Annotated in this window: 15 protein-coding genes and 1 pseudogene; 8 read left to right on the forward strand and 8 right to left on the reverse strand. The window is 56.1% G+C overall.

What is annotated here, in order from left to right:
- The first annotated feature begins 327 nt into the window (after nucleotides 1-327).
- Entirely contained in the window at nucleotides 328-1,701 is a 1,374-nt protein-coding gene (ppnN, locus tag ACIPY9_RS23050; protein WP_400707060.1) for a nucleotide 5'-monophosphate nucleosidase PpnN, read from the forward strand.
- Nucleotides 1,702-1,737: 36 nt separating this feature from the next.
- Here ppnN and ACIPY9_RS23055 read toward each other — a convergent pair whose 3' ends face one another.
- Nucleotides 1,738-2,607, reverse strand: coding sequence for a helix-turn-helix domain-containing protein (locus ACIPY9_RS23055; protein WP_400707063.1), 870 nt, complete (start codon nucleotides 2,605-2,607; stop codon nucleotides 1,738-1,740).
- A gap of 151 nt (nucleotides 2,608-2,758) precedes the next feature.
- Between ACIPY9_RS23055 and pobA the strand changes: the two genes are divergently transcribed.
- From pobA to ACIPY9_RS23080, 5 genes are all read left to right on the forward strand, one after another.
- Nucleotides 2,759-3,943: a 4-hydroxybenzoate 3-monooxygenase gene (pobA, locus tag ACIPY9_RS23060; protein ID WP_400707066.1), complete on the forward strand. Its 1,185-nt coding sequence runs from the start codon at nucleotides 2,759-2,761 to the stop codon at nucleotides 3,941-3,943.
- Between the two features lie 539 nt (nucleotides 3,944-4,482).
- Nucleotides 4,483-5,352, forward strand: coding sequence for a class I SAM-dependent methyltransferase (locus tag ACIPY9_RS23065; RefSeq protein ID WP_400707069.1), 870 nt, complete (start codon nucleotides 4,483-4,485; stop codon nucleotides 5,350-5,352).
- Between the two features lie 426 nt (nucleotides 5,353-5,778).
- On the forward strand, nucleotides 5,779-9,303 hold the full coding sequence (locus ACIPY9_RS23070) for a glycosyltransferase (RefSeq protein WP_400707072.1): 3,525 nt from the start codon (nucleotides 5,779-5,781) through the stop codon (nucleotides 9,301-9,303).
- Nucleotides 9,304-9,528: 225 nt separating this feature from the next.
- Complete coding sequence (locus ACIPY9_RS23075; protein WP_400707104.1) at nucleotides 9,529-10,770, forward strand: glutamine synthetase family protein; 1,242 nt, start codon at nucleotides 9,529-9,531, stop codon at nucleotides 10,768-10,770.
- A 54-nt stretch (nucleotides 10,771-10,824) separates the two neighbouring features.
- Nucleotides 10,825-12,195, forward strand: a complete 1,371-nt coding sequence (locus ACIPY9_RS23080; protein WP_400707075.1) for an MFS transporter — start codon at nucleotides 10,825-10,827, stop codon at nucleotides 12,193-12,195.
- Nucleotides 12,196-12,289: 94 nt separating this feature from the next.
- Here the strand turns inward: ACIPY9_RS23080 and ACIPY9_RS23085 are convergent, their stop codons facing one another.
- The 4 genes from ACIPY9_RS23085 to flgA all read right to left on the reverse strand — a co-directional run bounded on the left by ACIPY9_RS23085 (nucleotide 12,290) and on the right by flgA (nucleotide 14,872).
- Nucleotides 12,290-13,036: a flagellar brake protein gene (locus tag ACIPY9_RS23085; RefSeq protein ID WP_400707078.1), complete on the reverse strand. Its 747-nt coding sequence runs from the start codon at nucleotides 13,034-13,036 to the stop codon at nucleotides 12,290-12,292.
- A gap of 82 nt (nucleotides 13,037-13,118) precedes the next feature.
- Nucleotides 13,119-13,586: a flagella synthesis protein FlgN gene (locus tag ACIPY9_RS23090; protein WP_400707081.1), complete on the reverse strand. Its 468-nt coding sequence runs from the start codon at nucleotides 13,584-13,586 to the stop codon at nucleotides 13,119-13,121.
- 49 nt (nucleotides 13,587-13,635) lie between these two features.
- Nucleotides 13,636-13,953 (reverse strand): flagellar biosynthesis anti-sigma factor FlgM, encoded by a 318-nt coding sequence (gene flgM, locus ACIPY9_RS23095; RefSeq protein ID WP_400707084.1) that lies wholly within the window; start codon nucleotides 13,951-13,953, stop codon nucleotides 13,636-13,638.
- 160 nt (nucleotides 13,954-14,113) lie between these two features.
- On the reverse strand, nucleotides 14,114-14,872 hold the full coding sequence (flgA, locus tag ACIPY9_RS23100; RefSeq protein ID WP_400707087.1) for a flagellar basal body P-ring formation chaperone FlgA: 759 nt from the start codon (nucleotides 14,870-14,872) through the stop codon (nucleotides 14,114-14,116).
- 79 nt (nucleotides 14,873-14,951) lie between these two features.
- Between flgA and ACIPY9_RS23105 the strand changes: the two genes are divergently transcribed.
- Both ACIPY9_RS23105 and cheR read left to right on the forward strand, forming a co-directional pair.
- Nucleotides 14,952-15,884 carry a chemotaxis protein CheV gene (locus ACIPY9_RS23105; protein WP_400707090.1) on the forward strand — a complete coding sequence of 311 codons (933 nt, stop codon included), beginning with the start codon at nucleotides 14,952-14,954 and terminating at the stop codon, nucleotides 15,882-15,884.
- A gap of 42 nt (nucleotides 15,885-15,926) precedes the next feature.
- Nucleotides 15,927-16,754, forward strand: coding sequence for a protein-glutamate O-methyltransferase CheR (gene cheR / locus ACIPY9_RS23110; protein ID WP_400707093.1), 828 nt, complete (start codon nucleotides 15,927-15,929; stop codon nucleotides 16,752-16,754).
- 85 nt (nucleotides 16,755-16,839) lie between these two features.
- Here the strand turns inward: cheR and ACIPY9_RS23115 are convergent, their stop codons facing one another.
- From ACIPY9_RS23115 to ACIPY9_RS23125, 3 genes and pseudogenes are all read right to left on the reverse strand, one after another.
- Nucleotides 16,840-17,538, reverse strand: a complete 699-nt coding sequence (locus tag ACIPY9_RS23115; protein WP_400707096.1) for a permease — start codon at nucleotides 17,536-17,538, stop codon at nucleotides 16,840-16,842.
- 330 nt (nucleotides 17,539-17,868) lie between these two features.
- Nucleotides 17,869-18,567, reverse strand: coding sequence for a permease (locus tag ACIPY9_RS23120; protein ID WP_400707099.1), 699 nt, complete (start codon nucleotides 18,565-18,567; stop codon nucleotides 17,869-17,871).
- Nucleotides 18,568-18,573: 6 nt separating this feature from the next.
- A pseudogene (locus tag ACIPY9_RS23125) lies at nucleotides 18,574-20,783 on the reverse strand (hypothetical protein); the annotation flags it as partial.

A 20,783-nucleotide genomic window follows, 5' to 3' on the forward strand; every position in this document is an offset into this window, starting at 1 on the left:
TTGTCTGAAATAAGAAATTAAGACCCTGAGGCTCCTGACCTTGTGGTCCGGGTCCGTCGAGTGAGTCCATCAGCTAACAGACCCTCTGAAAGGGGTCAGGTTCACTCTTGCCCCCTGCAGCGTCAAAATTCAGCCATATGGCAAAAGGCCCGTTATTTGTTGATTTCAAACAGTTTCAGCCGTGCGACTATGCTGAACACAACGACTGTGGCGCTCAGTGTTTGCTTTCCCGTCCAAGTGCCGTAGAGAATACCCATCAGGCGTGAACGTCATCGATGCTCACCATCCTGATGCAACTTCGGCTGCATCGCTCTAATGGAAAATAGAATGATCCCAAGACAAGTGATTAACGCCTCGGTCAGCCCAAAAGGCAGCCTTGAAACCCTTTCTCAACGTGAAGTGCAGCAGCTCAGCGCTGCCGGTTCAGGCAGTACCTACACACTTTTCCGCCAGTGCGCCCTGGCCATTCTCAATACCGGCGCCCATGTCGATAACGCCAAGACCATTCTTGAAGCCTACGAGAACTTCGAGGTCCGCATTCATCAACAGGACCGCGGCGTTCGCCTGGAACTGCTCAACGCACCGGCAGATGCCTTCGTCGACGGCGAGATGATCGCCAGCACCCGCGAAATGCTGTTCAGTGCCCTGCGCGACATCGTCTACACCGAAAGCGAGCTGGACAGCCAGCGCATTGACCTGAGCAACTCCCAGGGCATCACCGACTACGTCTTTCATCTGTTGCGCAACGCCCGCACCCTGCGCGCTGGCGTAGAACCGAAAATGGTCGTGTGCTGGGGTGGCCACTCGATCAACACCGAAGAATACAAATACACCAAGAAAGTCGGCCATGAACTGGGGCTGCGCAGCCTGGATATCTGCACCGGCTGCGGTCCGGGCGTGATGAAAGGCCCGATGAAAGGCGCCACCATCGCCCATGCCAAACAACGTATCACTGGCGGTCGCTACCTGGGTCTGACCGAACCGGGCATCATCGCCGCCGAAGCGCCTAACCCGATCGTCAACGAACTGGTGATCCTGCCGGACATTGAAAAGCGTCTGGAAGCCTTCGTGCGTGTCGGTCACGGCATCATCATCTTCCCGGGCGGTGCAGGCACGGCCGAGGAGTTCCTGTACCTGCTCGGTATCCTCATGCACCCGGACAACAAGGATGTACCGTTCCCGGTGATCCTGACCGGCCCTAAAAACACCGAGCCGTACCTGCAGCAACTGCATGCCTTTGTCGGCGCGACCCTGGGTGAAGCTGCGCAGAAGCATTATCAGATCATCGTCGATGACCCGGCAGAAGTGGCGCGGGTGATGGCCCGCAGCCTGAAGGATGTCAAACAGTTCCGTCGCGAGCGCAACGATGCCTTCCATTTCAACTGGCTGCTCAAGATCGAGGAGAGCTTCCAGCATCCGTTCGATCCGACCCACGAAAACATGGCGAAACTGCAACTGACCCATGACGTGCCGCCTCACGAGCTGGCAGCCAACCTGCGTCGTGCGTTCTCCGGCATCGTGGCCGGCAACGTGAAGGACAAGGGAATCCGTCTGATCGAGGAGCATGGCCCGTACCAGATCCATGGCGACCCGGCGATCATGAAGCCGCTGGACAAACTGCTTCAGGCGTTCGTCGAACAACACCGCATGAAGCTGCCCGGTGGTGCGGCCTATGTGCCGTGTTATCAGGTGGTGGCGTAAGACCTTCGGGGCGCTCGCAAAGCGCCCCGTTTCCTTTCAGCGCCGTGCACGGAACTGCCTGGGCGACAGGCCCGTTTCCCGTTTGAAAAAGCGCGAAAAATACGCAGGCTCCGAGAATCCCAGGCTGTCGGACACCTGATGGATGGTCATGGTGGTGTAAACCAGATTGCGTCTGGCCTCCAGCAGCAATCGCTGGTTGATGATCTGCAGGGCCGACTGGCCGCACAGGCGACGGCACAAGGCATTGAGATGCGCGGCACTGATGCCCATCGTCTGCGCATGGCGATCAATGGGCCAGTGCTCTCGAAAACTCGACTCCAGTTGATGCATGAACACGTGCAGATGCTCGCGTCCACGATCCGGGGCCTGCGTGTCACGATGCTCATGGTCATGACCGCGTCGGCTGAGCCAGACCATCAATACATTGATCAGTGACTGCAACATCAGGTCACGCCCCGGCCGACGCTGTCGGTATTCCGTGGCAATTGCGCTGAACAGGGTTTCCACGTGATGGCTGTCGATGCCCAGCGTATAGCAATGCGCTTTCCCCAGTACCGAACCCTCCAGCGCTGTTTCCAGTTGCTCCACCAGAGGCCGGGCCAGGCTGAGGATGTGGCCCTGGATGTCTTCGGCAAACCTGAACGTATGCACACTCAATGCCGGTACCACCTGCAGCGAAGGTGTATCGACCTGGCTGAGCGTGTCTTCGACCGTCAACGCAGCCCGCCCCGATTGCACATACAGCAATTGCACCAGATCACTGTGCCGATGGGGTTTGATTTCCCACTCATGCATCTTGCTGCGCTCGGGAATCGACTCGCAGTGGATCAGGTCGGGCGTCGGCCAGGCTGAGGTTTCGCCATACAGCTTGAAGACCGGAATTGCAGCAGGGGCTGTTCTGGGCATGGTCGGATCCGCGTAAAAACCTCGAAAAATCCAGATAATGCACTGGATAGTGCCTTCTTATGCCTGATGCATCCATTAAAAATACAGGAGACAAAAACAAAAACGTCTCGTTGGCCAATGGTTAACAGAGACTCACGACAGGATAAATACAATGAAAACCCAAGTCGCAATCATCGGCTCAGGCCCGTCCGGGCTGCTGCTGGGCCAACTGCTGCAACGTGCCGGTATCGATAACGTCATCATCGAACGCAAGGACCCTGAATACATTCTGTCCCGTATCCGTGCAGGCGTGCTTGAGCAAGGCATGGTCGACCTGCTGCGCGAGGCGGGAGTCAGCGAACGCATGGATGCCCAAGGCCTGATTCATGATGGATTCGAGCTGGCTTTCGACGGGCGTTGTGAACGTATCGACCTGAAAGCCCTGACGGGGGGCCAGACTGTCACCGTCTACGGCCAGACCGAAGTCACTCGCGACCTGATGCAGGCCCGTTCGGCGTCAGGTGCCGTGACCCTCTATGACGCCGAGAATGTTCAACTCCATGGACTCAACACCGATCACCCATACGTGACCTTCAGTCGGCACGGCGAAACCCAGCGCCTGGACTGCGATTACGTGGCGGGTTGCGATGGTTTCCATGGTGTTTCCCGGCAGTCCATTCCCGCCGATACCCTGAAGATCTTCGAGCGTGTCTACCCCTTTGGCTGGCTGGGTGTGCTGGCCGATACTCCGCCGGTCAACGAAGAGCTGGTGTACGCCAGCCACTCTCGCGGCTTTGCCCTGTGCAGCATGCGCTCGGCCACCCGCACCCGTTACTACGTGCAGGTCAGCGCGGATGAAAACGTCGAAGACTGGTCGGATGAACGCTTCTGGGATGAACTGAAAACACGCTTGCCCGAACATCTGGCCGAACGCCTGGTGACCGGCCCCTCCATCGAAAAAAGCATCGCGCCGCTGCGCAGTTTTGTCGTGGAGCCCATGCAGTACGGACGTCTGTTTCTGCTCGGCGATGCGGCGCATATCGTCCCGCCTACCGGTGCCAAAGGGCTGAACCTGGCGGCCAGCGATGTCAGCACGCTCTACCGGATACTGGTCCGCGTCTATCGGGAAGGTCGCACCGACCTGCTGGAAAAATACTCACAGATCTGCCTGCGGCGGGTGTGGAAGGCCGAGCGCTTTTCCTGGTGGATGACCTCTGCGCTGCACCGCTTTCCTGACATGGATGATTTCAGCCAGCGGATCCAGCAGACCGAACTGGACTACTACGTGGGCTCGGAATCCGGGCGCAGGACCATTGCCGAGAATTATGTGGGGTTGCCTTACGAAGTGATCGAGTAAAGCGCGGAGTAATGGACTGAGCTCATGGTTCCCCACCATGGCATGAGTATTGCCTTTCTATACCTGACAGCCCTGTTATCGGGGTATGTGTCGAGTTGTTGACGTTTCTTTGTCAGGCCTCCGATGTCACGTAATACAAGGTCTGCAGGCGATTATCACCTCGTTCCGGAGAGCTGCATGCGTAAGCAGGCAGCTCTCATTATGTCGATATTGATGCAGTTCGGACTTTCTGAGAGAAGAGCATGAAGGCAGTAATTCTGGCGGGAAGACCGGCGATCAGAAGCAGCGATGAGCCTTGCTTCAAGCTGCGTCGACAAAGGGGGAGGTGTGCTGCCCGCGTCAACAATCGGATCAGGCCGATGCTGCCCTTGCACAGAGGGGGCAAAGATAAACATTCTGACGTAATTGCTGTTCTGTCTCCCGATTCTTCTCCTTGTATAAATGGTTGGCATCAGGTTGTGGAGGGTGGATGTCGTGTCCGCTAAGTCCAGAACTGAATATTGCTTTTGTAGCCCTTTGTTTGTATCGAGACTCAATTCATGACTAACGACCGGATTGCCCAGCGTTGCATTTGTTGCGCCAGCATTGAGCTTGACCGTTCACCCGCTGTGCTGATGCCTTTTGTCGCCAAACGTGTATTTGGTCATGAGCCTGTCGAGATTACTGAAGAGTGGGGGTTAAGGGATCTGCAACAGGGTATGGCGTATACCTTGTGTGCTTCCTTGCAATGCCAGCAGTGCGGCGTGCTGTTTCTGGACTATCGCTTTTCCGATCAGGAAATGACGCAGCTTTATCATGGTTACCGCGATGAGCGATATAACCGGGAGCGTCAATATTATGAACCCAACTACGGTAAGGCCAGCCCCCATTATGAGGGCCGTGCGGAGTATGTGGGGGATGTTGAAAACTGGCTCGCAAGCCGTGTGCCGAACAATCCCTCCGTGCTGGACTGGGGCGGTGGTAGCGGCCTCAATACACTGTTTTTAGGCCGCAGCAAACTCACTCACATTTACGACATTTCGTCGGTCGCGACGGTTGAAGGTGTGGAGGCTGTGAGTCTGGAAACGATCGAGCAGCATCAATATGACCTGGTGATATGCAGCCAGGTGCTGGAGCATGTGCCTTACCCTCATGAGCTGCTCAAGCAGATAGCCGGGGCTCTTGATGAGCATACCTTGCTGTATCTGGAGGTTCCGAATGAGGTCTTGATTCGTGAAAACCCCGGCAACAAGAAGCTGGCCGGCCTTAAGCGGCATTGGCATGAGCATGTGAACTTCTTTACCGAGCAATCACTGCGCGAACTGGTTCAGTACGCGGGCTTGCAGGTGCATGAAATCATGAACCTGGACGTCAACCTGGGATGGCGCACCGGGAATCTGGTCGGGTTGATTGCCAAACGTATCAAGTGATGACAGGTTTTCCGGAATCTCTTGAGGGGTGCTGAAATCGAGGGCAACAGGCTTGTAACGTGAGGCCCGGACAGGGGATAGCGATTGCTTGGGTTTTGTATGAAATGTCTTGGTACTCGGTGATGCTGCGTTGAAAACGGTCTCGTGCGCGAGTCCGATCGGAATGCTCATTTACAACCCGTAAAGTCGAGCGCGACTCCGACCGTTCCTCGACCGTTTTCGCCTTGCCTGACCTTCGTCTCAAAACTTTTCGTACAGAACCTGGCAGGCGCGCAGCTCATTGCCTGCATTGCCCCGGGCATCCTGAAGACAGAGGCATCGGGACAGGAGCAGTCGATTTTAGGCAGGGCCAGTGGGCGCAAAAGAAATGACCGATTATGTGCTTGAAAAATCGGGCGCCCCTCTATCTTTTTCAGGAGTACGTTCGTGACCCGTTCTTTGTATGCCCCGCGACCCAGTCCCTATTACATCTTTGCATTCGATTATCGTCGTAACTCTGCCGGCATTCGCGTACTGCATGCCTTGTGCGATGCCTTGATCCGCTCCGGCCATGAGGCTTATGTCCGCGCCAATGTTGTCCACCCGGGCCTGATGACCCCCCGTCTGACCTCTGAAATCATGGCCTTGCATCGTGAGCAGGGCGTAGAACCCATTGTTGTTTACCCCGAGGTGGTGCCGGGCAATCCACTGGGCGGAAATGTCGTGGTCAGGTATCTCCTCAACCAGCCGGGTTTTCTCAATGCCGTTGATGTGGACGGCTATGGCGATGACGATATCTTCTACGGATATACGCATGACCTGCAGTTGCCAGGTCAACCGGATGATCAGCTCTTGTTCATGCCGCCTTTCGACAGGCGTGTGTTCCGTTTGCCTGAGCAGGCCGACAAGCGTATTCCGGGAAAAATCTGCTATTACCAGGGGCGAGGATCCCAGGCCAGAGTCGACCCCGCCTTGCTGGCGCCTGACTCTATAGAGATCACGTCGACCTGGCCTGCTTCGTGGGAAGAATTGGCCGATGTGTTTCAGCAGTGCGAGTATTTTTATTCCACGGAGTCTTCGGCGCTCGCGGGAGAGGCTGCATTGTGTGGGTGTATCGGTGTCATTCTGCCCAACGAACATGCACCGAAGATTATTGGCCAGAGTGAAACCAAGGGGTATGGCATCGCGTGGGGGCAATCCCCTGAACAGCTTGAGTGGGCTCGCCAGACCCTGCCGATGCTACGTGAACGAATGATCCAGCAGGAGGCCGAGTTCTGGACGGCGCTGGACGGTTTCATCAAGGTGACGCAGCAAGCCGTTGTCCAATACAAGGCTCGGCCAGACGTATGTGAAGTCACTGAATGGCTTTCGCACAGGGTTTTGACGAGTGTTCAGCGTCGACTGGTCCAGAATCGTGTTCATGATAAGAACATCCCCATTCTGGAGTTTGTGATTACGGATGTCGAAGGCAGCCAGGGCAAGTTGAGTCAAACCATCGACAGCATCCATGCCTTGCAGGGTGTTGTCGCCGCCGACATCCGGCTTCGTGTGTTGACTCGTGATCCGCTGGTTGTCGAGCCGCACGCTGATGTGATGGTCATGAAAATGGAGGCTGTTGAGCGAGTGGAGATGCTCAATACGGCCTTGAAAGAGTCTGCTGCTCAATGGTTCATGCTGCTGGATGCGGGCGAAGAAGTGATTCCGAGCGGTTTCCTCATGCTGGCTCTTGAACTGGCCGAGGCCTCTGACTCCCGGGCTTTCTATGCCGATGAGACCATGCGTTTCGACAATGGCCGCCAGAGCCCGTTGCTGCGTCCCGACCTGAATCTGGACTTGTTGTTGAGTTGTCCGTCCAGCATGACGCGGCACTGGTGGTTCAATCGCCAAACCTGGGATGCCATGGGCTGTTTTGCGGCTCAATACCCCGAGGCGTTTGAGTTCGATTACATCCTGCGCTTGATCGAGCAGGCCGGTTTTGAGGGCGTTGGGCATGTCAGTGAACCGTTCATTACCAGCTGCGCGCTGAATTTGCAGGACAGCTTGCAGGATCGGCAGGTCATCGAGCGCCATTTACGCTCCCGGGGTTTTGAGCAGGCCGGAGTCGGTTCACGTTTACCCGGCTGCTATGAAGTGAACTACGGCCATGCCAGCCAACCGCCCGTCAGTATTCTCGTCACTGTCGACGGGCATCTTGCTGAAGCGCAGCGTTGCATGGAAAGCCTGCTTGAACACACCCCCTACAACAACTATGAGTTGCTGATACTGGATAAGGGCAATGACGATCCTATGATCGTCAACTGGCTGTCGGGTATCGAGCAATTAGGCGCCGATCATTTGCGTGTCCTCAGGTACGGTGCTGAGGAGTCTGTCCAGGCTGTGCGCAATCATGCTGCCCATGAGAGTCGTGGTGAGTTCCTGCTGTTTCTGGATTCCGGAATCGGCGTCATGAGCAATGACTGGCTGCAGCAATTGTTGAACCATGCCATGCGACCGGAAGTGGGATGTGTCGGTGCGAAATTGCTTGGGGGCGATGGCAAGATACGTGACGCGGCCATGTTGCTGGGGTTGGGTGGGCCCGTGGGGATGCCTTATCGCAATATGCCGGCTGACGCTGCGGGGTATATGCAGCGTTTGCTTGTTGACCAGAACTGCTCGGCGTTGAGTGATAAATGTCTGATGGTTCGCCACGAACATTTCATGGCCGTCGGTGGGTTTGACGAGCAACTGGAGCCTTGGTCGGATGTCGACCTGTGCCTCAAGCTTCAGCAGGGCGGATACCTCAATGTGTGGACTCCCAGAGTTCAATTGCTGATCAGCGATCGAGAAGTTGCACCCCCTGTTGCTGCTCAGGAAGAGCGGATGTATGAGCGCTGGCTGCCAGTGCTGGCACGGGATTCTGCATACAATCGCAATTTCTCTCTTGAGTCGGGCAGAGCCTTCAGACTCGGTGATACCGCATTGTCCTGGCGCCCGACCATGAGTTGGGCGCCTCTGCCGACGGTGCTTGTGCACCCCGTGAAAAAGGCGGCCTGTGGGCAGCAGCGGATCATCGAGCCGTTCAATGCCTTGCGTACGGCGGGGCTTGTCGACGGCACACAGTCGTCCAGTCTGCTCTCTGTGGTTGAGCTGGAGCGCTATTCTCCCGACGCTATCGTGCTGCAGCGCCAGCTTGAGGCTCCGCAGTTGCAGTCCATGCAGCGCATGAAACAGTTTTCACAGGCCTTCAAGGTCTATGACCTCGATTCATATCTGCCGGGTTTGCCGGAATTCAGCAGGCACAAGAAAACGCCGGAACTGGCATTGCAGTTGATGGGGGGAGCCTTCGCCTGCATGGACCGCGTGGTGGTGTCGAGTGCTGTCCTGGCGCAAGTCTTCGATGGCCTGCACCCGGATATTCGAGTGATGCAGACTCGTCTTGCACCGGATCGCTGGTCTGCATTGGCCGGTGAGCGTCGTTGTTCTTCCCGGCCACGGATAGGTTGGGTGGGCGGGCATGAGCAGTGGGATGACCTGAATCTGATTGCCGATGTCATCAAGACGTTGGGCAGCGAGGTGGAAATGGTTTGCCTGGGGGCCTGTCCGGATTCCCTGCGGCCTCATTTCCATGAGGTCCACAAGGAAGTTACGCTTTGCGCCTATCCGGCCAGGCTGGCTTCGCTGAATCTTGATCTGGCATTGGTGCCCTTGCAGGATACGGTGTTCAACCGCTGTAAAGGCAACTTGCGGTTGCTGGAGTTCGGTGCATGTGGCGTGCCGGTTATTTGCAGTGATCTGGAGCCGTTCCAGGGTGACTTGCCGGTGACTCGGGTCAAGAACACATTCGAGGGCTGGATGAAGGCGATTCGAGCATATCTGGGTGACCTTGATTCAGTCGCCTTGTTGGGCGATGCATTTCGGGCGCAGGTGCAGCGTGACTGGATGCTGGACGAAAATGCCATGGACGCCTGGCGTTCTGTCTGGCTACCTGACTGAGCGTGTCGGGAGCGTGTGACGGGCGTTTCGGGGAGACGATTGATTCTTGATATCCCGAACGCCCGGTGAGTATTGTGTACGAGTTGCCGCCTGACGGCTCGATGACAATCAAAGGATTGAACGATGACCTGCCATGACCCCCATTCTCTTGCACAACACTTGGCAGGCATCGACGAAGTGGAGTGTGTGACGCCGGATCTGAATGGCGTACCACGCGGCAAGGTGATGACCGCTGCCGGCTTTCTGGAAGGCAGGCGTCTGCAACTGGCGCGCGGCGTGTTGTTGCAGTGCATCATGGGCGGTTATCCGCCTGCGCGGTTTTATGGCAATGATGATGGCGACCTGGCTCTGGTCGCTGACCCGAAACAGATCCATCGCCTGCCCTGGAGCGAGCAGCCCCGGGCGCTGGCGCTCTGTGATGCCGATGATCTGAGCGGCGAACGTTGTGAGCTGTCGACGCGGGCGCAACTCAAGTCGGTCATTGCCCGATACGCCAGGCATGGGTTATCGCCGGTCGTGGCGACCGAACTCGAGTTTTTTGTGTTTGCTCCCAATCCCGATCCTGTTCAGCCATTCGTGCCGCCCATGGGGCTGGACGGTCGCCGCGAGCAGGGGCAATCGGCATTCAGCATCAGCTCCCATAACGGCCTGCGTCCCTTTTTCAATGAGGTTTACCGCTGCATGGCGGCTATGGGGCTGCCGCGTGACACGTTCATGCATGAGATGGGCGTCAGCCAGTTCGAGATCAACCTGTTGCACGGCGATCCGTTGCTGCTGGCCGACCAGACCTTCCTGTTCAAGCACGTGCTCAAGGAGGTGGGGCTCAAACATGGCCTGACGGTGGTGTGCATGGCCAAGCCGCTGGCGCAGGTGCCGGGCAGCTCGATGCACATTCATCAAAGCGTGGTGGATTCAGCTTCGGGACGTAACGTGTTCAGTGATGAGCACGGTCAACCGACGGCAGCCTTTCGGCATTTCATTGGCGGGCAACAGGCCTGCCTGGCTGATTTCACCGCGCTGTTTGCCCCCAATGTGAATTCCTATCAGCGCTTGTGTCATCCCTATGCCTCGCCCAACAATGCGTGCTGGTCTCATGACAACCGCGGTGCCGGATTGCGGATTCCTGCCAGTGCAGCACAAGCTAGAAGGGTGGAGAATCGCTTGCCGGGTGCTGATGCCAATCCTTACCTGGCCATTGCGGCCAGTCTGGCGTCGGGTCTGTACGGGATTGAGCGGCAACTGGAACCCACTGCTCCGGCTCAAGGCGAGATCGAGGTGCCTGAAGCGTTGAGGTTACCCTGTACCCTGCATGCCGCGCTGGAGCGTCTGAGGCAGAGCAAAGTGGCCAAGGAACTGTTTGGTCATGAGTTCATCGAAGGCTACATCGCCTCGAAGAACATGGAGCTGACCAGCTTTTTTGATGAAATAACTCCCTGGGAGCGGCGTGTGTTGGGTGCCCAGGTTTAAGAACCGTTGTTTTGGAGTCGTCTGTCCGGGCGGCTCTTTATTTTTGGAACGTCCATGCGCCAAATCTGGAAGTCTTTTCAGGGTCTTTATTTCGCTACGCTGATGATGCTGATCGGTTCGGGTCTGTTAAGTACCTACCTGGCCTTGCGGCTGGCCGCCGATGAGGTGGACGGCCTGTGGATCGGTGCGCTGATGGCGGCCAACTATTTCGGGCTGGTGCTGGGGGGCAAGGTCGGACACCGGTTGATCGGCCGTGTCGGGCATATTCGTGCCTATGCGACCTGTGCCGGGATTGTCGGTGCGGCGGTGCTGGGGTTGGGATTGATCAACTGGCTGCCGGCCTGGCTGTTCCTGCGGATGATCGTCGGGCTCGGGATGATGTGCCAGTACATGGTCATCGAGAGCTGGCTCAACGAGCAGGCGGCGGCGCGGCAGCGGGGGATGGTCTTCAGCGGCTACATGATTGCGTCTTATCTGGGGCTGGTGTTGGGACAACTGATTCTGGTGATTCATCCCGGCCTCGGTCCGGAGCTTCTGATGCTGATCGCCATGTGTTTTGCCTTGTGCCTGGTGCCGGTGGCCATGACCCGCAGCATTCACCCGGCACCTTTGCGTCCTGCGCCGCTGGAGCCGCGGTTTTTCATCAGTCGGGTGCCGCAGTCGCTGACCACGGTGCTGGCTTCCGGGCTGATTGTCGGGGCCTTCTACGGTCTGGCGCCGCTGTATGCGGCGCAGCAGGGGCTGTCTACCGAGCACGTCGGTATGTTCATGGGGTTCTGCATTCTGGCCGGTCTGCTGGTGCAGTGGCCACTGGGCCTGCTTTCCGACCGCTATGACCGGGCACATCTGATGCGAGCCTTTGCGGGAGTATTGGTGGTGGCGGCCTTGCCGCTTGCGGTCCTGCCGGAGATGCCGCTGGAAATGCTGGTGGTGGTGGGTTTCATCGCGTCGCTGGTGCAGTTCAGCCTCTATCCGTTAGCGGTGGCTTTTGCCAATGACCACGTCGAGGGAGAGCGCAGGGTGTCGCTGACGGCGATGCTGTTGATGACCTTCGGTATCGGCGCCAGTATCGGTCCCTTGGTCGCCGGTGCGCTGATGAAGCTGCTGGGCAGCAACATGCTCTATGCGTTTGTCAGCTTTATCGCCCTGGTGCTGACCCTGCTTACCCGGCCCAAGGCCGTCACGCACAAGCATCAGGTGGACGATGCGCCCCTGCATCACGTGGCGATGCCGGACAGCATGTCCAGCTCGCCTCTGGTGGTCGCACTGGACCCACGGGTCGATGAGCAAGTGGTTCAGGAACAGATGCAGGCCACGGTCGAGCCTGAAGCGGAGCCTGAGCCAGAACCTGAGCAGGAAGTCAGCGCCGAACAGCCGGTGAAACCGGCAAAGGTGGCTGAAGAAGAGGAAATCGACCGGCCCTGACAGAGGGTGGGACGGTAGGAGCGAATTCATTCGCGAGAAGGCATTCCAGATCTACCGGCCTTTCGTGAATGAATTGGCTCCTGCGGGGGGGCAATCAGAAATCGTCGTCTTTGTCGAAGCGGCGGGCTTCACGTTGCAACTGATAGACGAAGCGTTCCACCTGGCGTTGTACCAGGCCGCTCATGTTGTGAAAGCGTACGCCGGCGAAGGTGGTGTTGAAACGCTCTTCAAAGTGCAGGTAACGCAGTTCGACGGGGGCGGTCATTGCCCCGAAAGGCAGCTTGGCGATGAAGCGTTCGTAGACCTGACCCAGTTGCATGCGTTCGGAGACGTCACCGTCGAAGCGCAGCTTGCAGCCGGTTGCCGAGATATCCAGCAGTTTGCCGGCAATCGGGGCCTTGAGCTTGTCGCCGCCGATTTCAATGTCGACCAGTTGAGCCAGCTTGAGAGCGGCACGGAAGGCATTGCGACGCTGGTGATAAATGACTTCGGTGGGCAGTGCGCCGCGATAGAGGCGTTGGCCTTCTGTGTCGACGATGGTCATCTGCTCCGAGCTTTCCCAGGCGATGCGCACGCCATCGTGGAAGCCTTCGACACGAAATGATTCGCCATTGGCCAGGAAACGTTCGCCGTCCCGGGGGATCATCTCGTCAAGTGCCATGACGTTATTGTCGCGATCGACTTCGATCAGGTAGCTCTGGAAGCGCTGAGAACGCTCATGAAAGGTAATGATCAGCGGATCATTATGTTCAAGTAGCAACCGCAGGTTAGCGGCGATTTCCAAAGGTGTATTCAGAACCTTTGGGGGCTGCGGAGCATCATCCGCGCTTGAGCCATTCACGTTTTTCCATCTCCAGGCAAAATACTACGGCAACGCAACAACAGGCATTCTGCCACTACGCATGAAACCTTGAAACAGGAAGTTACGCCTGACTGAGCGGGCGCGGTTTTGCTCTTCCTGCGGTTGATCCGCGGTTATCGTACAGCGTCGGGGTATCAACACCGTTCAAGATGCGAAGCTGGTGAGCTGTGTTCACCTGCTGCAGCTGTATAAGGCTACCATTCTGCTCATTGATAGCCTGGCATTCAGTGATCAGCGCGTTCAGTTCGTCGCCAGCCGCGAGAAGCTGCTCGCCGACTGAAGAGTGGCTGGCCAGTTCCTGAAGACCCTTGCGGTTTGCAGGCAGTCCGAGCGCCGTGAGCACCTGGCTGCGCTTGCGACCATGCTGTTCAAGCTGGATCACCAGCGCCTGTTTCTGCGCCAGGATATGTTCCATCTCGTTCATGTCGCGACCATGCAGAACCAGTGACTCGGCCTGCAATACTTCAAGCAGTTGCCGGGTCGGGACCATGTCGTCGGTGATCATCTGAAGCAAAGTAGTATCTTGCATCGCATGCTCTGGTTTTCAAGCGTCCAGAATATCCACCGCGAGCACAGGGCTAGCGTTGGGTCTCAAAGTTCAGCAATTTGCTGGCTACGCGGTTGCTGTCCACTGTGTAGGTGCCGTCTGCAATCGCTTGCTTCAGCTCGGCTACGCGAGAGCTGTTGACGGTTGGCAGTTCGCCCAGCTTGTCAGTGATTTTCTGCAACTGTTGAGCCTCACTGCTGAGATGAACGGATTCACCGCTGCCTTTGATGTTTGCAGGAGTCGCTGCAGTTGTGGCGGCATCGGTCTTGCCGGCTTCCTTTGCGGTCCCGGTGCGTGAAGTGCTCCCGACGGACTGTGCATTTCCAAGGCGACTGAAATCTATGGGCATGATGAAAAACCTCTGGGTGTATTGGACGCTTGCCTTGTTTTCGGCCCAATACGAAAAAACTTTAGGCGTTGTGTGAAAAGCATGCGGAACGCGCTTTCCACCGCGGGAATATGCACCGCAGTCTAGGAAAAACGCGCGTTCGACGCCAGCCTCAATCTATCTACATGGCAACTTCCACCTGACCCGGGCCGGTAATGTTGGCCTTGATGACGCGATTGGAATTCAGGTTCTTCACCCGTATCTGTTCGTTGTAACTGCCATCGGACAGCGCTTCGCCCGGCATGCGCACGGACAGCGAGCCGCTTCGGGCGGTGATGACCACCTGATCACCCTTGCGCACCATCTGTGGTTGCTCCAGGAAAACGGGTGACATGACCTGATCGATGACCGTTGGTCGGACAACTTTTTGTCCGACGGCCTGATCCAGGGATGAGAGAAACCCCAGGCCCAGGCTGCTGATATCTCTTTCGCGCAGTGCAACATCTTCCTCCGACACGAAACTGTCGCGCCTCAAGGGGCGGACTGAAACAACCACGTTGCGAAACAGTTTGACCTCTGCCGGCACGAACACGGTCCAGGGGGACGAACCTTCGCAGCGTACGCGCACGGTCACTCGGCCCACTGGCCTTGCGCTTTCCAGTTTCGCTGTCAAATCCTTGTCGCAAAAACCCATGCGTAACCTAGGATCTAATTGACGGACCTGAATTTCATATCGCCCTTCGATCTGGTTGGTCGATAAATAGTCTTCAACTGTGAACTCAAGAAACCCTTGAGTGACGCCGATAAGCTGTTCAGGCAGTGTGAAACTCTCGGCGCGGCCGTAGTTGGCAGTGCCTGCGAGGCAGAGCACTGCAATCATGCACAGAAGCCTGCGGGTTTCTAATGCCAGGTGTCGAAAAATTGTCGTCTTTGCGTTCATGGCGTATAAAAAGCAAGGCCCGTGCCGCTTACCAAATCTGGTGCGTGGTGAACGGTGGCTTTGGTAAGGGGGGTCGGGCATGGCAGGTGTAATGGATTCGGTAAACCAGCGAACTCAGCTGGTGGGTCAGAATCGCCTTGAGCTGCTTCTGTTTCGTCTGGATGGCAAGCAGCTCTACGGGATCAACGTATTCAAGGTCAAAGAAGTACTGCAGTGCCCAAAGCTGACCATCATGCCCAAATCCAGCCGGATTGTGCGTGGGGTGGCCAATATTCGCGGTGGCACGATCCCGATCATGGATCTGGCAATGGCGACGGGCTCGACCGGTATGATTTCGCTGGTGAACTCCTTCGTCATCATCACCGAGTACAACACCAAGGTTCAGGGCTTTCTGGTGCATTCGGTCGAACGCATCGTGAACATGAACTGGGAAGAGATTCATCCGCCACCCAAGGGGACCGGGCGCGATCACTACCTGACGGCCGTGACGCGTGTCGATAACCAGTTGGTGGAAATCATCGACGTCGAGAAGATTCTCGCCGAGGTGGCACCTATCACCGAGGGCGTGTCCCAAGGGGTAGTGGACGAAGAGGTTCATCAAAAGGCTGTTTCGTTGCGAGTGCTGACGGTCGATGACTCGTCGGTTGCGCGCAAGCAGGTGAGTCGTTGCCTGGAAACGGTCGGGGTCGAGGTGGTTGCCTTGAACGATGGTCGCCAGGCGCTGGATTACCTGAAAGCGATGGTCGAAGAGGGCAAGAAACCTGACGAAGAGTTTCTGATGATGATCTCCGACATTGAAATGCCGGAGATGGATGGCTATACCCTTACAACTGCCATACGTAATGATCCACGGATGCAGAAGCTCCACATCACCTTGCATACTTCGTTGTCAGGGGTATTCAACCAGGCGATGGTAAAGAAGGTTGGTGCTGACGACTTCCTCGCGAAATTTCGACCTGATGACCTCGCGGCCAGGGTCGTGGCGCGGATCAAAGCGGCAGATAATAGCTAGGAGCGTTGTTCCTGGTGGTTCACATGATTGAGAGGCGGCACCTTGTCTACGGGTAATTTGGATTTTGAGCAGTTCCGGGGCTTTTTGGAAAAGGCCTGTGGCATCTTGCTGGGGGAGAACAAGCAGTACCTGGTATCCAGCCGTCTCAACAAGCTGATGGAACAGCAGGGCATCAAATCCTTGGGGGAGCTGGTTCAGCGTATTCAGTCTCAGCCACGCAGTGGTCTGCGCGAGCAGGTGGTCGATGCAATGACTACCAACGAAACCTTGTGGTTTCGTGATACCTATCCTTTTGAGGTACTCAAGAGCAAGGTGCTGCCCGAGCAGATCAAGGCCAGTCCCGGTCAGCGTCTGCGTATCTGGTCGGCGGCCTGTTCATCCGGTCAGGAACCCTATTCGCTGTCGATGTCCATCGACGAGTTCGAGCGAAGCAATCCGGGGCAGCTCAAGGGCGGCGCACAAATCGTGGCCACCGACCTGTCCAGCCTGATGCTGACCAACTGCAAGACCGGGGAATACGACAGCCTGGCAATCGGTCGGGGTCTTTCGCCGGATCGTCTGCAGCGCTACTTCGATGTGAAAAGCCCGGGTCGCTGGGTGGTGAAGCCGCCGATCAGAAGCCGTGTCGAGTTTCGCTCGTTCAACCTGCTGGACAGTTACGCCAGCCTGGGCAAGTTCGACATCGTGTTCTGCCGCAACGTGCTGATCTATTTCTCGGCCGAAGTGAAGAAGGACATCCTGCTGCGTATCCACGGCACGCTCAAGCCGGGTGGTTACCTGTTCCTGGGGGCCTCCGAGGCGCTCAACGGTTTGCCGGATCATTATCAGATGGTTCAGTGCAGTCCAGGGATTATCTACAAGGCCAAGTGATGGTCTTGCAGGCATGAACATGAAAGAGACCTTCGGGTCTCTTTTTTGTGGGCGTGCAGTGAGTTTGTTGGGTGTCGGCAAGTTTTTACCACTCCCAGGCCCTTTCGGTGAACTCGGCAGTGGGCGGTAGGACGGTATGGAGAAATTGCAGGTATTGCTCGAAGCGTTGTTTATCGGGAAAGCGGGCTTCAAAGCCCAGTGTGATATCCGTGCGGTGAGTAATGATCATCGATCGCTTGCGGTCCACCGTGACAAAGTTGTATTCGTGCCAAGGCAGACTTTCTTCGTGATGGATGGGGTTTTCCCAGTTCAACAGTGACCGTGCAGCCCCGACCGCTATTGCGGCAGGGCCGATCAGGAATAGAAGAGAGCCGGTGACGAGGGCGACACCGACGAAGAGCAGAATGGTGAAAATGGCGACGCCTTTGAAGAGCGGGCCTGCAAAACTGGGGTAGTAGTCGTAGCGCTCGACAGATCCTGAGTGGAGTTTTATATGGTAGTTGAATATGGTTTTTTTTCTTATGACCAATATGATTATATAGGCAAAAAATATTGTTGTTAGGCAGCTGAAGCTTATAGATAAGCCTAAGCTTTCAGAAAGTGCACTCCACATCACCCATGCGAAATAGATAAAAAGTGCAATCATTCCCCCTATGGCAGATACTTGAAATCTCATGAATTCCTTGGGTGGGCAGTCGATGGTTTTAATACTCCAGGTCATTACGGATGTGTTGTGGCTTGATAAAAGGTTCTTTTTTTCATCGTCAGGTAGTGTGTGAGGCATGGGTTATCATTCCGGAAGAGCAAGAATCAAAGCATCGGTGTGGTTTTTTTGCTGACTTCAAGGTGCGTGTGAGTCAAGCCATTTATGGCCACGTTTCCTTTTTGTATGGATATCTCCGTGTAGGCTCCTTGCCCGGAGGAGTGTTGTTTGTAGGTTGCAGTGCTTTTGAAAAGTATTTGCGGGCTTGGCTGGGTTTTCAGTAGGAACGCTTCTCTTTTACTTCTTCCTCTTGGTTGTCATTTAGGAGACGGAGCGATCCAGTATTCCTACACTTTTTCTGTCGGTCACCATCGACTTTGCTTCCCTGATCACCTTGGTGTCGGAAGGTTTTCACCACTCCCAGGCCCTTTCGGTGAACTCGGCAGTGGGCGGCAGGACGGTATGGAGAAATTGCAGGTATTGCTCGAAGCGTTGTTTATCGGGAAAGCGGGCTTCAAAGCCAACGGTGATATCTGTGCAGTGAATAACGATCATCGAGCGTTTGCGATCTACGGTGACGAAGTTGTGCTCGTCCCATGGCCTGCTTTGTTTGTGATGGATAGGGTTTTCCCAATTCAACAGTGATCGTGCAGCCCCGACCGCCATCGCGGCAGGGCCGATCAGGAATAAAAGAGAGCCGGTGACGAGGGCGACACCGACGAAGAGCAGAATGGTGAAAATGGCGACGCCTTTGAAGAGCGGGCCTGCAAAGCTGGGGTAGTAGTCGTAGCGCTCGACAGATCCTGAGTGGAGTTTTATATGGTAGTTGAATATGGTTTTTCGTCTTATGACTAGCATGATCCAGTAGGTAGAAATTGCTACTGCCGCGCAGCCAAGTCCGATAGATAGATTCATATCTTCAGACAATGCATCCCACCATACCCATATGAAATAGAGAAAAAATGCAATCATTCCCCCTATGGCGAATATTTGAAACTTCATGAATTCCTTGGGTGGGCAGTCGATGGTTTTGATACTCCAGGTCATTATGGATGTGTTGTGGCTTGATAAAAGGTTATTTTTTTCATTGTCAGGTAGTGTGTGAGGCATCGGGCATCATTCCGGAAGAGCAAGAATCAAAGCATCGGTGTGGTTTTTTTTACTGACTTCAAGGTGCGTGTGAGTCAAGCCATCTATGGCCACGTTTCCTTGTTTGCTGGGCTCTATTTGGTAGAGATAACTCTGGTTTTTTTGTCCTGGAGTATTCGTATCGTTCGGGTACCAGATTTGTAGCTCGATATAATCAACCTCTTCCTTGAGCGGAACCCAGGTTTGCCAAACAACATCTTCCCCCGCAGGAAAAATCGGGAAACCCAGGTCCGAGTGTGTACGGGGCGGTCGCTCATTACCAAGCCTGCCAAACGCCTTGGCAGGAATGAACTTTCCGCGCTCTTCAAATATATCGGCGATGGGGGTGTCTGTTTGTGTTGTTGGCAGAAAGCCTAAAGGACGAGTACTGCTGATAACATTAAGCTTTATCTGCTTTCCACGTAAGGACTCAGGCAGGCGCAGTTGTATCCAGGCACCATCTTGCACGGCCACCTTCACATGGCCACCCTTTGCTGTATATTGTTGTCTGTAGGCGGTCGTCGTTTGGATAAAAACTTGTGGAGACAGTTGGATGTTAAGTAAAGCCAGCTTCTCTTCGGCTTCCTCTTCCCGTGTGGCCGCATGTTGGTATTCGCTCGAGCGCGACCAGCAACATTTTCGTAGCCACCAACCGATACTGTCCTGTTTGAAATAGTTTAACGCCAGGCTGGCGGCGAGATACACGAGTCCAGCTATTAGAAGAATAATGGTTAGCCAGCCACTCATTGCAAAAAATACAACATTTCTAGATAAGGTATTTCCTGCAATTAAGAAGATTGAACCGCCAAGTCCCATCACAGCCACAGCAGCGCCTTTTACAGCTAATGCTGTTTTTTCCTCTTCGGTTTTAGCGTTTGTGTGATCGTTCCAGATATCCCAGATCTCCAATACCGCCGCCACCACCGCAAACGCCCCCACAGCCATCAGCGTAACCCTGAAGCTACGAACCGCTTCGCCCCAGACCGGATTTCCCTGCGCTTTCCAATAGGCGGCAGAGCGATCCAGAATGCCTACGTCATAACCCCCGATCAGCACCGGCTTCGCTTCCTTGATCACCGCCCAGGGTGCTTCGACAAACACGGCCATCAGCAGGTTGGCGCTGTAACCCAGGCTGTAGCCGACCTTGACGATATCCCTGGCGCTGAAATCGCCATCGCGGGTCAGGTCGTGGTAGAGCAGGGCGGTGTTGATGAAGTTGAGCAGGATGACGCCCCAGGTGACCGCAGCACTGAAGCCGCCGAGGCGTTCGCTCCAGGCCTTGGCGCGGGTGTGCCAGTCCTTGGCGACGTCCAGGCCGGACTGGAAGAAGGCGCGGATTTCGTCCTGCAGCAGCCGGGCGTACTGGTTGTTCTGGAAGTCGAGCAGCATCGGGAGTTTCAGCTCGTGCAGGCGCAATGCATCCATCATGGTTTGCAGGTGGCGGGCGGTGCTGCGGCGGCTATGGGGTTCGAGGGGGTAGAGCCATCGACGTCGGGTCTCGGCAATCTGCCTGGAGAGCCGGTGCCATTCGCGTTTCCATTGCTGGAGTCGGGAGGCGATCTGTTCGTTGAGGCGGATTCGCTCCGGCGTATTGGCCAGGATCTGACCGATCAGCAGGTTACGGATCAAGGCCGCGATATTCTGATATTGGCCCCGGGCCAGACGGCTGTCGGTGGGCACCCAGGCCAGCAGCAGGGTTTCTGCCGTGGCCTTGCCGACGCCCATGGCTAGTTCACGCAGGGCCTTGAAGGTATCCCTGACCGGTTGTTTCAGGTTTTTCATCCAGGGTCTGTCGGCGAAATCCTTGTGGTTGAGTACGGCGTTGAGTTCTCCGGCGCGGGTGGCGAGGTTGGTGATGTCTCCCAGGCCATTGAGCAGGGCGTTGGCTTCCTGGTGCAGGGCTTCCTTGAGTGCCGGAGAAAACCCGTAGCGCATGGTCCCGAACAGGCTGGTGGCCTTGGCGTCCTGCTCGATCAGCCAGGTGCTGGCCTGTTCGTCCTGGGTGTACACGACCAGCAGATGAGTCATGACCATTTGCAGGTACAGCAGGGCGTTGGGGTTCGTGGTGTCGATGAACAGCCGCAGCGGTTCGTTGCCCAGGTACTCGGCCCATGCCTGAAAGTCGGCCTGGGTATCGCGGATCTGCCGTAGCAGGCGTTCGTGGGTGGGCTGGTGTTCCAGCAGATAGGCGCGGGCCC

Origin of the sequence: Pseudomonas sp. NPDC089734 (assembly GCF_044748865.1) — a bacterium.
In the GTDB taxonomy this organism is placed as follows: domain Bacteria; phylum Pseudomonadota; class Gammaproteobacteria; order Pseudomonadales; family Pseudomonadaceae; genus Aquipseudomonas.

Coding starts and splice junctions, on each gene's coding strand:
- flgA (WP_400707087.1), bottom strand. CDS start 14,872: ATGAACGCAAAGACGACAATTTTTCGACACCTGGCATTAGAAACCCGC.
- ACIPY9_RS23105 (WP_400707090.1), top strand. CDS start 14,952: ATGGCAGGTGTAATGGATTCGGTAAACCAGCGAACTCAGCTGGTGGGT.
- ACIPY9_RS23120 (WP_400707099.1), bottom strand. CDS start 18,567: ATGCCTCACACACTACCTGACAATGAAAAAAATAACCTTTTATCAAGC.
- ACIPY9_RS23080 (WP_400707075.1), top strand. CDS start 10,825: ATGCGCCAAATCTGGAAGTCTTTTCAGGGTCTTTATTTCGCTACGCTG.
- ACIPY9_RS23090 (WP_400707081.1), bottom strand. CDS start 13,586: ATGCAAGATACTACTTTGCTTCAGATGATCACCGACGACATGGTCCCG.
- pobA (WP_400707066.1), top strand. CDS start 2,759: ATGAAAACCCAAGTCGCAATCATCGGCTCAGGCCCGTCCGGGCTGCTG.
- ACIPY9_RS23075 (WP_400707104.1), top strand. CDS start 9,529: ATGACCGCTGCCGGCTTTCTGGAAGGCAGGCGTCTGCAACTGGCGCGC.
- ACIPY9_RS23055 (WP_400707063.1), bottom strand. CDS start 2,607: ATGCCCAGAACAGCCCCTGCTGCAATTCCGGTCTTCAAGCTGTATGGC.
- ACIPY9_RS23115 (WP_400707096.1), bottom strand. CDS start 17,538: ATGCCTCACACACTACCTGACGATGAAAAAAAGAACCTTTTATCAAGC.
- flgM (WP_400707084.1), bottom strand. CDS start 13,953: ATGCCCATAGATTTCAGTCGCCTTGGAAATGCACAGTCCGTCGGGAGC.
- ACIPY9_RS23065 (WP_400707069.1), top strand. CDS start 4,483: ATGACTAACGACCGGATTGCCCAGCGTTGCATTTGTTGCGCCAGCATT.
- ppnN (WP_400707060.1), top strand. CDS start 328: ATGATCCCAAGACAAGTGATTAACGCCTCGGTCAGCCCAAAAGGCAGC.